Origin of the sequence: Breoghania sp. JC706 (assembly GCF_037026715.1) — a bacterium.
Lineage (GTDB): Bacteria > Pseudomonadota > Alphaproteobacteria > Rhizobiales > Stappiaceae > Breoghania.
Map to the genome: position 1 here is coordinate 199174 of NZ_JBANCG010000006.1, position 15959 is coordinate 215132.

10 protein-coding genes and 1 tRNA gene are annotated in these 15959 nt (G+C 66.4%); 3 read left to right on the forward strand and 8 right to left on the reverse strand.

All coding sequences use genetic code 11. From position 1 onward, the window contains the following. Window positions 1–129 precede the first annotated feature (129 nt). Window positions 130–1017 carry a hypothetical protein gene (locus tag V2L18_RS14070; protein ID WP_336178891.1) on the reverse strand — a complete coding sequence of 296 codons (888 nt, stop codon included), beginning with the start codon at window positions 1015–1017 and terminating at the stop codon, window positions 130–132. A gap of 150 nt (window positions 1018–1167) precedes the next feature. After that, on the reverse strand, window positions 1168–2709 hold the full coding sequence (locus V2L18_RS14075) for an AAA family ATPase (protein WP_336178892.1): 1542 nt from the start codon (window positions 2707–2709) through the stop codon (window positions 1168–1170). A 201-nt stretch (window positions 2710–2910) separates the two neighbouring features. Between V2L18_RS14075 and V2L18_RS14080 the strand changes: the two genes are divergently transcribed. Together V2L18_RS14080 and V2L18_RS14085 are read left to right on the forward strand one after the other, a co-directional pair. Beyond that, window positions 2911–3303 carry a hypothetical protein gene (locus V2L18_RS14080; protein WP_336178893.1) on the forward strand — a complete coding sequence of 131 codons (393 nt, stop codon included), beginning with the start codon at window positions 2911–2913 and terminating at the stop codon, window positions 3301–3303. Window positions 3304–3427: 124 nt separating this feature from the next. Beyond that, window positions 3428–5113, forward strand: a complete 1686-nt coding sequence (locus V2L18_RS14085) for a thiamine pyrophosphate-binding protein (RefSeq protein ID WP_336178894.1) — start codon at window positions 3428–3430, stop codon at window positions 5111–5113. A gap of 233 nt (window positions 5114–5346) precedes the next feature. Here V2L18_RS14085 and V2L18_RS14090 read toward each other — a convergent pair. The 3 genes from V2L18_RS14090 to V2L18_RS14100 form a co-directional block, all read right to left on the reverse strand. Continuing rightward, window positions 5347–5423 (reverse strand) — tRNA-His (locus tag V2L18_RS14090). Window positions 5424–5602: 179 nt separating this feature from the next. Then, window positions 5603–6103, reverse strand: a complete 501-nt coding sequence (locus V2L18_RS14095) for a phasin (RefSeq protein ID WP_336178895.1) — start codon at window positions 6101–6103, stop codon at window positions 5603–5605. Window positions 6104–6605: 502 nt separating this feature from the next. Continuing rightward, window positions 6606–6992, reverse strand: a complete 387-nt coding sequence (locus V2L18_RS14100) for a phasin (protein WP_336178896.1) — start codon at window positions 6990–6992, stop codon at window positions 6606–6608. 633 nt (window positions 6993–7625) lie between these two features. Here V2L18_RS14100 and V2L18_RS14105 point away from each other — a divergent pair. Continuing rightward, window positions 7626–12302 carry an ATP-binding protein gene (locus V2L18_RS14105; protein WP_336178897.1) on the forward strand — a complete coding sequence of 1559 codons (4677 nt, stop codon included), beginning with the start codon at window positions 7626–7628 and terminating at the stop codon, window positions 12300–12302. 220 nt (window positions 12303–12522) lie between these two features. Here the strand turns inward: V2L18_RS14105 and V2L18_RS14110 are convergent, their stop codons facing one another. The 3 genes from V2L18_RS14110 to V2L18_RS14120 form a co-directional block, all read right to left on the reverse strand. Beyond that, window positions 12523–13911 (reverse strand): TRAP transporter large permease, encoded by a 1389-nt coding sequence (locus V2L18_RS14110; RefSeq protein ID WP_336178898.1) that lies wholly within the window; start codon window positions 13909–13911, stop codon window positions 12523–12525. Then, window positions 13908–14573: a TRAP transporter small permease gene (locus V2L18_RS14115; RefSeq protein WP_336178899.1), complete on the reverse strand. Its 666-nt coding sequence runs from the start codon at window positions 14571–14573 to the stop codon at window positions 13908–13910. The genes V2L18_RS14110 and V2L18_RS14115 overlap by 4 nt, the downstream gene beginning before the upstream one ends. A gap of 305 nt (window positions 14574–14878) precedes the next feature. Further along, window positions 14879–15895: a C4-dicarboxylate TRAP transporter substrate-binding protein gene (locus tag V2L18_RS14120; protein WP_336178900.1), complete on the reverse strand. Its 1017-nt coding sequence runs from the start codon at window positions 15893–15895 to the stop codon at window positions 14879–14881. Window positions 15896–15959 lie beyond the last annotated feature (64 nt).

Here is a 15959-nt window from a genome sequence, read left to right on the forward strand (position 1 = left end):
ATCTCTTTTCTTAAATCCACCCGCGAAACCAGCCGCAATGCTCAGGGCTCACCGCTCGCGTCCCCCTCCCCCGTGAGGGGAGGGGCCAGGGGTGGGGGTAAAAGCCGCTTGCTCCGAACCCGCCGTCCCTCACAGATACCCCTGCTGCTTCAGGAACATCTTCAACGCGTCCGGGTAGGCGAGCGTGCGCTTTTCGTTTTCCTCACAGTCAGGTCGGGTCTCGGGGCAGCTTTCGAAGCCCTCGTCGGCGTAGCCGCGATAGGCTTTCATCATCGTTTCCCAGGCCTCGTAGCCCTCGCCGAGAATGGCCTTTTCGGCGATCCAGCCGGTGAAGAAACCCGGCGAGAAGTCGCGCGTGGCTTCCGGCAGCCGCCGTTCCATGTCGGCAAGCCACGCCCGGTGGGCCTGTTCGAAGGCCGGCTTGCGGCTCACGTCCACCACCTTGCCGCCCGTCACCGCGAAAAGCGAAAGCGGCGCGGAGGAGCAGGCGTAACAATCGAAGGCGTAGAGGAAGGCGTTGTCGTAGGTGCGGAATTCCGCCTCCCCGTCACCGTCCAGATCGACGAAGCTGCCGCCCTCGCCGTCGAAGAAGCCGACATCGACATCCGCCCATTTGCCGTCCTTGCCGGCGCTCGCCACATGCACCTGGGTACAGCAGTGCGCACCGCCGGAAAAGGACGTGAACACCACTTCTGGCGTGTCGTTGGCCGGGTTGATTTCCACGATCTCGATGGTGCCCTGCGGCGTGTCCCAGCCGCTTGCCACGCCTTCGATGCGCAGGACTGTCGCACCGTCCACGACGACCTCCAGCATCGGCGCGGACATGGACGGGCTCTCCGTCGAGGCCACCATGGCGATGCGCGCGGTCACGCCGTTTTCGCTGATCTCGGCCGCCGGCAGGCTGTCGGAAAGCTCCGCCCGTGCGGCTTCCGCTGCGCGCGCCGGACCCGCCGCCACCGCAAGGCTCAAGCTTCCCGCCACGATCGCAGACGCAAGGACCACCCGCTTCACACCCATGTCTTCGCCCCTTCGCGATATCCCGTTTACGGGAAGCTTAGAGCAGAATCGCCACGCGCCGAAAGGCCGGATGGCGGCTGCACACGGCGATCGTGCCCACGCCTCGCTCCACCGCGGATCGCACTCGGACCCTCTCCCGGCAGGTGCGGCTCAAAGTCCGGACAGAACGTGCTCGAGGGTTTCCTGCGGCGTGCCGGAGGCATCGGTCCGCGTCCACGTGATCTCGCCGAGCTCATAGCCGAGCTGGCGGTGGAGCACGGCCACGTCGGCGTCTGAGGCGTCGTTGACGCGGCGGGCCACCCGCGCGGCCATGGTGTCCACGTCGGCCTCCAGCCAGAAGCCGTGGAAGGGCACCTCCAGCTTGCGCGCCAGCGCGGCGATGTCGGTGCGCTCGGCACCGGCGGCAAAGACCGCGTCGACGATGACGGGCCGCCCGGCGGCCAGCGCCACCTCCGCCTTTTCCCTGAGCCGGGTGTAGACCTCGCTCGTCACGTCCTTGCCATAGGCGTCGGGGGGCAGGCGGTCCGTCGGCCCCACGTCGAACAGCAGCTTGCGCTCCACGTCGGAACGCAGCACGACCGCGCCCGGCGGCGAGCCGAGACCCGGCGCCAGCGCGCGCGCCACGGTCGACTTGCCGGACCCCGAATAGCCGCCGATGGCGACCAGCATCGGCTCGGCTGGCTCCAGAAACCGTTCGGCGAAACGGAAATGGCTGACGGCATCCGCCTTCGCCGCCTCTGCCGCCTCGCCCGTCACATGCGCGAGCCGGGCTGCGGCCACCTTGGCCCGGATGCAGGCGCGCATCAGCATGAAGAAGGGCAGGGCGGTCAGGTCTTCCAGCTCGGCGAGCCGGTGGGTCATGCCGAGATAGCTGTTCATCAGCCGATTGGCATCCTGGTCGAGCCCCCGTACCGCCAGATCCATCAGCGGGAAGGCGAGGTCGTAGAGCACGTCGCCGGTGGCCACCCGGTCGTCGAACTCGATGGCGTCGAACAGAACCGGGTGCCCGTCGATCAGCACGATGTTGCCCAGATGCGCATCGCCGTGGCAGCGCCGGATCCGGCCCGTGCGCCCGCGCTGGCGCAAGAGCGGCCGGATCCACGACAGCATCGCGTTCGCCTCGGCGTTCAGCATACGCACCCGTTCCGGGGGAAACAGCTCCGGCGCGGCCAGGAAGGCGGCCCGGTTCTGCTCCACGTAGTCTTCGAGATCGTCGATCCACTGCTCGGCCGCCGCCTCGCTCACCTCCGGCGCGCGCGCATGGGAGGCGGCGAAGATGCCGGCGAGTTCCTCCGCCATGCCGCCGGGCAGCGGGCCGCGTTCGGCCAGCCGGTCGAGCGTCTGCGTCTCGTCGAAGCGGTGCATGCGCACCAGCCATTCCACCGGCTCGCCCGTCCCGTCGATGGCGAGGCTGCCGTCGGCGTCTTGCGTCACCGGCACCGCGTCCCGGTAGATCATCGGTGCGTTCGGGCGGTTCACCTCTATCTCGCGAAGGCAGGCCGCCTTGCGCAGCTCCAGCGTCGAATAGTCGAGAAACGGGAAGGTCACGGCGCGCTTCAACTTCAGTGCCTGATCGCCCGCCAGAAACACCGCCGCTGCATGCGTGTCGATGCGCGTGACCGGCTCGGCCACGCCATAGGTGACGGGATCTTCCAGCAGGGCCAGCACCTTCGCTTGCGGGTCTTGATTCAAAATCGGGAGCCTTCCTCAATGCGCGCCGAAATCATCCGGCAAAAAAAGAAAGTCTAAACATACATTTGATAACGTCGTTGACCTTCATCAAGGTCGATCTGGACAAACGCGACAGTGTGATCCCATACATCGTATACTTACCGAGAGGAAAGAAAACAGGTGCCGCCAGATCGAGCGGCCTGACCCAGAGGACGAAACGCCATGACTGCCCTTTCAAGCGCGCCCGTGAAACTCAAGCGGATCAGGCTGAACCTGGCGCGGACCAAGGAACATCCCAACGGATCGAACCGGCATGGCTACGAGTTCATAGCTCCGCTGACGCCGGCCGGCGAGATCGATCCGGGAGACTGGAAGATGCATCGCGACAAGTGCCGCGTGCGCCGGTTCTGGGGCGGGGAGGACGACGACATCGGTCATCTGGTGCACCGCCCCGGCGGCTCCTGGGCATTCCGCTACGACATCGACGGCGATGAGGACGACGAGGCAGGCTACCGCTTCGCCGCCCACGCCTTCGTGCCGGGCGAGTATGTCTCCATCCGCGACGACGACGGCGAGCTCAACACCTTTCAGGTGGTCACCGTGCAGGATCTTTAGAGCGCTTTCATCCGCCGGTGAAAACGTGGCCTGGGGCCTTTTTCATTGCCATGCCAAAGATTCCCTCTGGCATCGGCGTGTCGGATTTCTATGATCCGGCTCAAACAATGACAGAGGGTGATTCATGATCGACGCATCGGGTGAGACCGTCCAGAAAACCGGAGGCCAGCTTCTTGTCGAGGCATTGGAGGCAAACGGGGCGGAGCGGGTCTTCTGCGTTCCCGGCGAAAGCTACCTTGCGGTTCTCGACGCGCTGGTGGACGCCTCCATCCCCGTGACCGTCTGCCGCCAGGAAGGCGGCGCGGCGATGATGGCGGAGGCCTGGGGCAAGCTTTCCGGCAAGCCCGGCATCTGCATGGTCACCCGCGGCCCCGGCGCCACCAACGCTTCCGCCGGTGTCCACGTTGCCCAGCAGGATTCCACGCCGATGATCCTCCTCATCGGCCAGATCGAGCGCTCCATGCGCGGCCGCGACGCGTTTCAGGAGGTCGACTACACCAAGATGTTCGGCTCCATCGCCAAGTGGGTGGCCGAGATCGAGGATGCTGCCCGCGTGCCGGAGATGATGGCGCGCGCCTTCTCCGTGGCCTGTTCCGGCCGCCCCGGGCCGGTCGTGCTCGCCCTGCCGGAAGACATGCTGGTGGAAATGGCGGCAGCCGTGCCGGTACCGGCCACGGTCGTTGAAACCCATCCCGGCCTTTCGCAGATGGCGGATCTGCAAAAGCGGCTGTGGCAGGCCAAGCGGCCTATCGTGATCGCCGGCGGGTCCGGCTGGTCGGAAGAGGCGGTGGAGCGGCTGAAGCGCTTTGCGGAGCGTTTCGAACTGCCGGTTGCCTGTTCCTTCCGCCGCCAGATGCTGTTCGATCACGAACACCCCAATTATGCGGGCGACCTCGGCCTCGGCGTCAACCCGAAGCTCGTGGAACGCATCAAGGCGTCCGATCTGGTGCTGCTCGTCGGCGGGCGCCTGTCGGAGGTGCCGAGCCAGTCCTACACGCTGTTCGATATCCCGAACCCGTCGCAGACGCTTGTCCACGTGCATGCGGGTGCGGAGGAACTCGGCCGCGTCTACCAGCCGGCACTCGCCATCCACGCCTCGCCGGAGGCGTTCACCGCGGCGCTCGAGGGCGTGCAGCCGCCGATCTCGGTGCCCTGGCCGGCGGAGACGAAGGCCGCCAATGACGCCTACCGCGCCTGGTCCGACCAGCCGCCCGCCACGCAAGGGCCCTTGCAGATGGGCGAGGTCATGCTGTGGCTGCGCCATCATCTTGCGCCCGATGCCATCATGACCAACGGCGCGGGCAACTACGCCACCTGGATCCACCGTTTCCATCGCTTCCGGAAATTCGGCACCCAGCTTGCCCCCACCTCCGGTTCCATGGGCTACGGCCTGCCGGCGGCGATCGCGGCGAAGCTGCGCCATCCCGATCGCGATGTCGTCTGCTTTGCCGGCGACGGCTGCCTGCAGATGACGATCAACGAACTCGGCACCGCGATGCAGGCGGAGGCCGCCGTCATCATCGTCTGCGTCGACAACGGCATCTACGGCACGATCCGCATGCACCAGGAGCGCGAATACCCGGGCCGCGTTTCGGCCACGACGATGGTGAACCCGGACTTCGCGGCGCTGATCACGGCCTATGGCGGCCATGCGGAGACGGTGCGCGAGACGTCGGAATTCGGCCCCGCCTTCGAGCGTGCCCGGGCGTCCGGCAAGCTGTCCCTGCTGCACCTTCATCTCGATCCGGAAATCATCAGCCCGATGACGACGCTGAGCGAGATCCGCAAGAAGGCGCTGGAGAAGGCTTAACCCACGCTCTCCGTCGTCATTGCCCGGCGCAGTCCGGGCAATCCAGTGCCGCCGGTGCTACGCTTTGCACCCTCCGTCATCACCCGGACTACGCCGGGTGATGACGGAGGGGCGATCTCTCTCTCCCGCGGCAAGGGCGCGAACCAAACCGCTCCACTCCCCTGCACAAACGCCGAACCCGGCCGCACCGAGAGGTGCGCCCGCGGGGCGAACATGAATTGTCGAAGGGAGAATGGTACCGCCTCCCCGGATCGAACGGGGGACCTCTAGATCCACAATCTAGCGCTCTAACCGACTGAGCTAAGGCGGCGCGAAGTGAGGCGGACCATATGGAGTTTCGTTTTCGATTTCAAGAGCCACGCGCGGCGAATCTGGGCCACTTATGCACAGGTCCGTTCGGTGACGAAAAAGCCCGCGCCCCCGGTTAAGGGACGCGGGCTTCTTCATTTCGTGGCCCGGATCGCGGCCGGCGGACCGGGCGCGGCCTTATCAGGCGGCCTTGAAGTCCTTCACGGCCTTGCCGAAGGCGTCCTTCATCGGCTCGGAGAAGTCGCTGGCAAACTTGCCGGCAAGCTCCTGCATGTCCTTGGCCTGCTTCGACACGGCTTCGAACTGGCTGCGGGCGAAGCTGCTCTGCAGCTCGATCGCCTCCGAAAGCGACTTGGCGCCGACCATCGACTTCATGAAGTCGTAGGTCGCGTCGGTGTTCGTCTTGGCGGCTTCCAGAGCGCGCATGTTGAACTCGATCACGCCCTGGCGGGTGGTCTCGTAGCTGTCTTCGATCATGTCGGTTGCCTCCTCGGCAGCAGATTTGAACTTTTCATAGGCCTCACGCGACTGGTTGAGGCCCTTCTCGGTGAGCTCGCGCATGGCGGCCGGCATCTCCACCTTCGGCATGGAGAAGGCCTCGAAGCCCGGCGCGGCGGATGCGGACGCCTTGCCGGCGGTGCGCGTCTTGGACGTGGTGGTCTCGGTCTTTGCTGCGGTCATAATGGTATCTCCTGTGAACTTTGCGGTTGCCGGGCGGCTCGTGATCGGCGCCCGTGCGCATCTCGCCTTCTCGACGTTGCGGGCGGGCGCGGAGCGCGCACCCGGGTATTCGCCACTTTGACAATCAACGGGCCGCGACGTCTTTCCGATGGGGCTCGTGTCCAAATGGGACGCCACCATCCGGTTTCGCGTACGTTCCCGGTTCGCACTCTTTTCCGGTTCGCGCATCTTGCGGATGCGTGCCGGCGGTGCCGGAAAGGACCGTCACCTGGCGCGTCGGCTCATTCCTTTGGCGGGCCTTTGGCGAGCGCCTCACCTTCGGTGAACGCCTGAGCGTTTGGCCCATCCTCTCTTACGAAGGGTAAGATAACCATTTTTTGCTGCATTGCAACATTAATTTTGCATCGCACCATAAATCTTGTGCAAGCTGCTGTTTCGTCGCGATTTTTCGCGGCGTTGGTGCGCGGTGTCCGCCGGCATGGCACGCCGGCGGAGCGGGATTTCAGCTTTCCGAGCCCTTGCGCCCGACGTCGCCGGCGGTGCGGGCCGCGCTGTCGCTGAGGTCGCGCGCCTGTTCGCCGAGCGCTTCCATCTGGGTCTTCAGATAGTCGCTCTGCAGCTTCAGGATCTCCTGAACGTCATTGGCACGCACGATCTTCTGGGCGAGCTGGAAGGCGGCGTCGACATGTTCCTCCGCGTAGTCCAGCACCTTCTTGTTCATGTCGAGCGAGCCGGACTGGGCGGCGCTGGTCTGTTCCTCCACCCGGCTCACGGCCTTCTGTGTCGCATCCATGAAGCTGTCGAACGCCTTGCGGGCCTGATCGACGCTCTTTTCCGCGAATTCGCGCATCTGCTCGGGGATCTCGAAATCGGATTTCGGGGTCGTCATGGAAGGCTCCTTCTGCCGCTTCAAACACGGAAACCGACGCCCCGGCCCTGTCCGCTCCGGCCCGGGCCGGGACGGACAGGGCCGAGGGATGGGCGACGTGCGTCAATCGTTCGTCAATCAATATACGCGAAAGACCACTCTCCGCCCGGGGCGAATCGAAGGTTTGCCGCGTTCGGACATCCGGATCCGCCTCGTCCGGCAAGCGTATGCTGCGTCAGCGGCGGCGGGAATGCAACGCGTGCGCCGCCGGAGGATGCAGGATACGGATACGGGATGCGCCATACCGGAAAGGGAATAATGGCTGCACATGACATGAGGGCGACGAATACGGGTTAACCACAAGCTCAACCAGATCTTCGGATCGGATATCTGCGCATGGACCCTGATAGGGATTCCGGTTATTAACAAGGTGTTAATCCGGCCAAGTCCGGGCCGTTTGCAGAACGGGCGAGCGGACCGGTTTTCCTGGCGCAAAGCCTTCCCATCTTGTGAGGGGGCAAGCCCCGGTCCTGTGCGGCGGGCCTGGGGCTTTGGCGACGGGAACTTGCCGGATCTCCGCTGAAGGCCGGCGGTTTGTGAAACCAGAGACCGAAATCGCATCCAGCGAAGTGCAGGGGCGGAGTTGCAGCAGCAATGAGCGCGTACGGCCGGACCTTTTTCGAAATCAGCGCCTTGCCCGCAGTGGCCGGGCTCATCGCGGAAACGCGTCCGGCCTGGGTCTGGTCGGCCGACGGCCACCGCATCCTGTGGGCCAATGCCGCCGGCGCGCGCTTCTTCCGCGAAAGCTCGATGGCCGCGCTGCTTGCCCGCACGCTCGCCGACACCGCGCCCGCGCGCCGTCATCTGGAGCGCCTGTCGCAGGGCCCGGCGGAGCGCGAGACCCTGGAGCGGCTGCGCTTCTTCATCGGCGCCCGGGCGGTACAGCTCACCGCGCTTGCCCGCGCCCTCGATCTTTCCGACGGCACCCGTGCCGCGCTGGTCGTCTCCGGCGATACCCGTATCGAGATGGCCGATCCGGTGCAGGAGTTCTGCGCGCTTCTGGCCGATAACGACGTCTCCGCCCTGCTGATCTCCGCCGATGGCGCGGTCGTGTCCGCCGCCGGTGTGCTGGCGGACGAGGCGCGGACCACCGATCTCGCCCTCGAAGGGGTCGATGGGCAGGGGGACATCCGTCTGCGCCTCGGCACCGGCGCCCATGCCGCCGAAGTCGCGGATCTTGGTGCCGCCGCTCCGGCCGCCCGGCTGGTGATCGCGCAAAACACGGCCTTGCCGCCAAGCCTGACCGTTCGCGAAGAAGCCGCCGCCGAACCCGAGACTTCCGAAATCGAAACCCCTGAACCGGCCGCCGCGCAGCCTGCGGCCGACGTTGCCGCCGATAACGCGTCGTTGCCGGCTGAAAACGAGGCGGGCGCACAGGTCGCCGACGAAGAGGACGGCCGCACCGTGGCCACCTCGAGCTTCCCGCGCACCTTCTTTCCGTGGAACCGCTTCCTGAAGACGCATGAGCGGGAGGACGCCGGGTCCGAGGCCGCGGCTGATGCCGCCGCGCAACCCGCCAAAGACGAGCTTTCCGAGAATGTTGCTGGCGAGGTTTCGGGCGAGACCTCCGATGAGGTGCCGCAGGCGGCGCCGGCAGTGATTGCGGAAACGATCCGCGAGGCAGAGCCTGCGCCACGCATGATGTCGCCCGCACTGATCGAGCGCCTCGCCCAGAGCGAGGAAGACCTGATCGCGGAGGCCCGCGCGGCCCGGCAGATGCTCATGGCGCAGGACGAGGGGCCGCAGGCCGCGCGCGACAGTGACGAGCAGCCTCGCGAAAGCGTGGACCCGGGTCGGCAGGCAACCGTAGACGACGAGGCCGGCAGGGCCGCCGCCGAACCTGCGGCCGAAGCCGAACCCGAAGCAGATGTCTTTAAGGTTGGGGAAGCTCCGTCCACGCCCGCCTTCGAATTCGACAATGACGGCCGGCCCGTGCGCTTCGTTTGGCAGATGAACGTGGACCGCGTCTTCACCGGGGTCTCGCCGGAGCTTGCCCAGGTGATCGGTCCCGAAGCGGCCGATATCGTCGGGCACACGTGGGAGGAAGTGGCCGAACGGCTCGATCTCGACCCGAACGGCCGGGTCGCGTCCGCGCTCTCCCGCCGCGACACCTGGAGCGGCGTCACGGTGGAATGGCCGGTAACCGACAATCCGCTCGCCGTGCCGGTCGATCTCGCCGCCTTGCCCGCGTTCGACCGCTTCCGCCAGTTCGAGGGATATCGTGGCTTCGGCGTCTGCCGGCCCGCCGACGCGGTGTCGATGGAACGCATGAACCCGGCGGCAGTGGCCGAAAAGCCGGCCGCCCCTGCCGAAGATTTGGCCGCGCCCGCCGAAGAGCTGACCGCTCCTGCCGAAGAGCCGGCAGTGCTTGTCGAAGAGCGGGACGAGACGGCTCCGGAATCGACAACGCCGGAACCGACTGCGTCCACACGCAGCGAGGCCATCGCCCGGGCCGCTGCCGCCGCCGCGACCATTTTCGGTGCCGGCCTGCTGGCGCGGGAGGCGACGCCGGAAGAAGCGGCTGCCGAGGCTGTCCCGCAGCAGGGCGAAAGCCCGGCCGACGAGACGGGGCCGCAGGACGTGGCAACGGCCGTCGCGGAAGACGCCGCGGACGAGACCGGCGACGCTGTCCCCCAGACAATGCCGGAGCCCGAGCCCGAGCCCGAGCCAGAGCCCGGGTCGGTGTCCGAACCGGAGCCCGAACCCGAGCGGGACTCTCCGGCGAGCGCGACGGTTACGCAGATGCCCGCGCCGGCGCAGCCGGCACCGGCCTATGGCCTCTATCACGACGCGTCCGGCAGCTCGCCTTCCTGGGGCCTGCCGGAAGCCGCCAATTCGCAGGAAGCCATCCCCGCCACGGCGGAGGACGGCGCCCATGCCGAAGACAGCCCCGCTGCCGATGACAGCGCCGACGAGGCGGTTGCGGCTCATGACGGGGCCGCCGAAGCACGCGCCGATGATGCGCCGGCCGAGGCGGAGATCGCCGTCGCCGAGCAGCCCGTCCTGGCATCGCCCGTGGTGATCGTGGAGCCTGACGCGTCAACCGATCTCGCCCCCTCGCCGGAGGTGGAGACGCCCGCGCCTGAAGACACGTCCGAGGTTGAACCGGTTCAGGCCGATCTCGAAGGCCCTGTTGATCTCGAAGGCCCTGCCGACGAAAGCGACGCGGCCCCGGAAGACAACGGACCGGAGACCCCCTTCACCGAACTTGTCACCGAACCTGTCGCGGAACCTGTCGAGGACATGCAGGCGGAGGCCGTGCCTCTGGCCGAAACGACCGAAACGCCGACGGCGGACGAGGCGACAGAAGAGGAGCCGGCCGTCCCGAGTGAGGCGGAGCCTTTCCTGCCGATGGGCGACCTGCCGTCCTCACCGCGTGCGGAAGACGCACCCGATCTGGGGCCCGAGCCTGACGCAGTTTCCGACCTGGAGTCCGAGGCAACCACTGAGCCCGAAGCGGCCGCCGAGCCGGAGGCGCTGCCAGAGCCTGTCGCGCAAGCCGATGGTGAAGCGGGCGACGAGAGTTTCGCCGAAACCGTGGTGCGTCTGGCCGAGCGTCAGGTGATCCCGCCCGACAGCCAGCTCACCCGGCCCGAACGCGAGGCTTTCCGCAAGATCGCCGAGGCGCTCGGCGCCCGCATCGAGGAAACCAACCGGCCGGCCGACGAGGCGGAGGGCGAGGCCGTGCCGCCGATCCCCATGCCGATCGCCCCGCGTCCCAAGCCGCGCGCACCGGAGGAGACCCGCGAGGCGGAAGCGGTGAAGGCCGCCGAACAGGCCGTCATGGCCATCCATCCGCGCCTGCTCGATCGGCTTCCCATCGGCGTCGCCATCGTGCGCGACCGCGACGTGGAATATGCCAACCGCTCGCTCCTGAAGATGCTCGGCTATGCCGATCTGGAGGCGCTGGCGGAGGCCGGCGGTCTGGAGGCTGTGTTCGTGCGGCCGGAAGCATGGCCGCCGGAGCCCGCCGGCAGCGCGACCATCGAACGCTCGCTCTGCATCCGGTCCACCGATGGCGTCCTGCACCCGGTCGATGCCTTCATGCACACGGTGCCGTGGAAATCCGGCAGCGGCCTGATGATCTCGCTGCGCGAAAAGCGCGAGCAGCCGTCCGAGGAGGTCGCCGCCGCTCTGGAGCAGGCGAAAGAGCGCATCTCCGAGCTTGAGGCGATCCTGGAAACGGCGACGGACGGCGTCATCGTGCTCGATGCCGAAGGCCGCATCCTGTCGGTCAACCGTTCGGCCGAGGCACTGTTCAACGCCTCCCGCCAGATGATGACGGGCGCCGCGCTCACCGACTATCTGGCGCTGGAAAGCCACCGCTCCGCCCTCGACTATCTCGACGGCCTCGCCCGCAACGGGGTGGCCAGCGTGCTCAATGACGGGCGCGAGGTCATCGGTCAGATCGCCGGCGGGGGTCTCATTCCTCTGTTCATGACCATCGGCCGCGTTGGCCGGCATGGCGCGCGCGAGGATGCCAAGTTCTGCGCGGTGCTGCGCGACATCACCCAGTGGAAGAAGGCGGAGGAGGAGCTCACCACCGCCAAGCGCCAGGCGGAGAACGCCTCGTCGCAGAAGTCGGATTTCCTCGCCAAGATCAGCCACGAGATCCGCACGCCGCTCAACGCCATCATCGGCTTTTCCGAAGTGATGATGGACGAGCGTTTCGGCGCGGTCGGCAACGAGCGCTACAAGGATTATCTGAAGGACATCCACGCCTCCGGCTCGCATCTCCTGAGCCTCATCAACGACCTTCTCGATCTCTCCAAGGTCGAGGCCGGCAAGTTCGAACTGGCCTTTGAGGCGGTGCCGATCAACGAGGTGCTGCGCGATTGCGTGGCCCTGATGCAGCCGCAGGCCAACCGCGACCGGGTGATCATCCGCGCCAGCCTGCCGACCTCAGTGCCCAAGGTGGTGGCCGATCCGCGCTCGGTGCGCCAGATCGTGCTGAACCTCTTGTCGAACGCCATCAAGTTCAACCAGGCGGGCGGCCAGGTGATCGTCTCCACGGCGCTGGAGCCGACCGGCGAGGTGGTACTGCGCGTGCGCGACACCGGCATGGGCATGTCGCGAAAGGACATCGAGGCGGCACTTGAGCCCTTCCGCCAGCTCCACACCGCGCGTCTCGGCGGCGGCACCGGGCTGGGCCTGCCGCTGACCAAGGCGCTGGTGGAGGCGAACCGGGCGGGCTTCTCGATCGACTCGGAACCCAACCAGGGCACGCTAGTGGAGATCACCTTCCCCTCGCAGCGGGTGCTGGCGGAGTAGGGTAGGGAAACGGTGCGGCTTCGCCGCGCTTGTTGCGCTGGATTCCGCGTCTGGCCATGCGCCTTCGGCGCAGACCGCCCGGAATGAGGGCGCATGTGGTGGGCTTGAAGCCAAACACACGCTCCCTCATTCCGGACAAGCGAGGCAAAGCCGAGCGCTGATCCGGAATCCAGCGCACGAAGTGCGGCGAAGCCGCACCTTCTTCTTCTCTCCCGCCCCCTCACATCATCGACGGCAGCCACGTCACGATGCCGGGGAAGGCGAGCAGTCCCGCGATCGTCAGGATGTCGGCGATGAAGAAGGGCACGCAGCCGCGGAACACCTCCTGCACCGGAATGTCGGGCCTCACACCTGACACCACGAAGCAGTTGAGCCCGATCGGCGGGGTGATGAGGCACAGCTCCGCCATTTTCACCACCAGAATGCCGAACCAGATCGCGCACGCCTCGCCCGACATGCCGAAGGCGCTGTCGGCGGCGGAGACGAACTCGCCGCCGTTGAGCGCGATTACCGCCGGATAGACGACCGGCAGCGTCAGGATCAGCATGCCGATCGCATCGATGAACATGCCGAGCACCGCATAGGCGCACAGGATCAGTACCAGCGTCAGCATCGGCTCGTGCGGCAGCGAGACGATGAAATCGCGGAAGGCATCCGGCAGGCCGGCAAAGCCCAGAAACCGCACGTAGCACAGAACGCCCCAGATCAGCGTGAAGATCATGACCGCCAGCTTCGCCGTCTCGTGCAGCGCCTGGCCGAGCTGCTTCAGCCGCATGCCCTTGACGAAGGCCGTCACCAGCACGACGAAGGCGCCGAGCGATCCGGCTTCCGTCGGCGTGGCGGAGAACGAGTAGCCGCCGATCTCCACGCCGAAGAGCGACACGAAGATCACCGCGACCACCGCGAAGATCGGCAATGTGCCGGGAATGGAGGCAAACCGCTGGCCCCAGGTGAAGCCCTTGATCGCAGGCGCATCGCCGCGCCAGGCCGCCATGCCGACGATGATGGCGACATAGACGAAGGCGGAGTAAACGCCCGGCACGAAGCCCGCGATCAAGAGCTTGCCGACCGACTGTTCCACCAGAATGGCGTAAATGACGAGGATCGCGGACGGCGGGATCAGCGAGGCGAGCGTGCCGCCGGCCGCCACCACGGCCGCCGAAAGTCGCTTGGAATAGCCGACCGCCAGCATTTCGGGAATCGCGACGCGGGCAAACACCGCCGCGGTCGCCACGCTGGCGCCGGAGACGGCGGCAAAGCCGGCGGTGGCGAAGATCGTGCCCACCGCCATGCCGCCCGGCATCCAGCCGAGCCAGCGTTTCGAGGCCTCGAAGAGCTGGCGCGTCAGCCCGGCATAGAACGCCAGAAAGCCGATCAGGATGAAGGTCGGCAAAACCGACAGCGAATAGGTCACCGATTTGGAATGCGGAATGGTGCCCGCCATCTTCAGCGCGGTGATGAAGCCGCGCTCGAAACCCATCCGCATGGAAAAGATGACGATCAGCCCCACGACGCCGACGAAGGCCGCGGCAAAGGCCACGCGCACGCCGATGATGACGAGGACCAGCAGCACGCCGGTCATGATCAGTCCGACCTCGAAAGGTGTCATCGCGCGGCTCCCCCCTTGCCACTCTCGTTTTCGTTGGTGGCTTCGTCCTCATCATCCTCGTCGCCAAATGTCTCCTCGATCTCGTGGCGTGCCGTCTCCGTCACGTCCACCACCACCGGCACGTCGATGGGCATGCGGGTCGGATCGGCGATGAGGCGTCCGTATCCGACGAGCTGTAGCACCAGGCGCAGCGACAGAAGGCTCAGTGCCACCGGCACCAGCAGCTTCGAGGGCCAGGTCGGGAGGTTGATGTCGATGGTCGAGTCGCCGATCGTCCAGGCGCGGTAGAAGTGGAACCAGGAGCCGTAGTCGAGCGCCAGCACGACCGCGAGGATGACGAGCACGCCCAGGAACTCCGCGATCCACATGGCCCGGCCCGAGAGCATGCCCAGCAGGATCTCCATGCGGATATGCCCGCCGACCCGCTGGCAGTAGGCGATGCCGAGAAAGGTGAACACCGCCATCGCCTGCTCGGTGATGTCGATGAAGCCCGGTATCGGCTGGTTGAAGAGCGTGCGGGCGAAGATCTGCACCACCGCCAGCAGCATCAGCGCCATGATGCTGGCCGCCGCTATGAGATTGAAGACGTTTTCGACACGCGCGAGCCCACCGGAAAGGATCCGGTAAGTCGCGGCATCTGCGGGCATTTCTGGTTGGGTCATGCTGGATGCGCGCCTGAAGGTTTCAGTGATGCAGTATTTCTCGGGTTCGGGTGGGGCGGGATAGACCGTGCAGCGGGATCTGCTGTGTGGCGGGATCAGCCGTGCGGCGGACCCGGCACGTCCCGGACGCCGGCCCCTCCCGTCCCGGGCTCCGCTCCCTCCGCCGTCATCCTCCGGCTTCGTCCGGGGGATCCATTGGCCTTTCCGTGTCTGCGGCGACCGGCAATGGATCGCCCGGACTGCGCCGGGCGATGACGGATGAGAGGTCGGGGCAAAACGTCATGTCGCCATACCCCGACCGGGCGTCAGCCCTTGATCTCGGCCTGCATGCTGTCCAGCAGCTGCTGGCCGGGAACGCCCTGAGCTTCCATCTTTTCCACCCAGTCCTTCCAGATCGGCGCGGCCTTCTCGCGCAGCGCCTCAAGGTCCGCGTCGGAGAACTTGACCTGGGTGATCTCCTGCTTCTTCAGCGTCGGCCACCAGCGGTCGTAGACCGTCTGGTAGTTCTTGATGTAGTGGTCGACGGCCGGCTGGACGCTCTCGTCCAGGATCTTCTTCAGATCATCAGGCAGGGCGGCGTAGGCATCCGAATTCATCACCACCGGGCACTGCACGGTGCCGGGGTTCATGTTCGCCGTCCACCAGTTGCCGACTTCCACGGTCTTGAAGGAGAGATGGGCGTGCGGGGCGAAGGAGGCCGCCTGCACCGTGCCCGATTCCATCGCCTGATAGGTCTCCGCCGCGGTCACCGTGGTCGGCACCGCGCCGATGGCCCGCATCAGCTCGCCAATGCCGCCCAGCGCGCGCACGCGCATGCCGTCGAAATCCTTGATCGAGGTCGGCGCCTCACCCTTGCCGAGGAAGTTGTACTGCGGCATCGGGGTCGGCATGAAGGCGATGGCGTTCCAGCGCGCGAGATCCTTCTTCACCGCGTCCTGCTCGTAGAGCTTCATGGAGACGCGGGCCTCGGTCTCGAGGTCGGAAACGCCCAGGAACGGCAGTTCCAGAACGGTCAGGGTCGGGTTCTTGTCGGCATGGTAGGAGGCGCAGATCTGCGCCATCTCGAAGGCGCCGATGGAAATACCGTCCAGGTTCTCGCGCGCCTTCGACAGGGCGGCCCCGTAATGGAGCTTGATCTCGAACCGGCCGTTCGATTCCTTGGCGACCCGTTCGGCCAGATATTCGACGTTCTCGGTAAAGGCGCGGCGGTTGCCCCACAGCGAGACATTCCACGTCACCTCGGCGGCGAAGCTTTCCGCCGCGAAACCGAAAGTGAGCGCGCCGGCCGTGGCGGCGATCGCCAGCTTGCGGACATTGATCATCAACGTGTCCTCCCAGATCACGGGTGCGACCGGTCTCCCTCTGCCTGTACCGCCATCCCCGGTC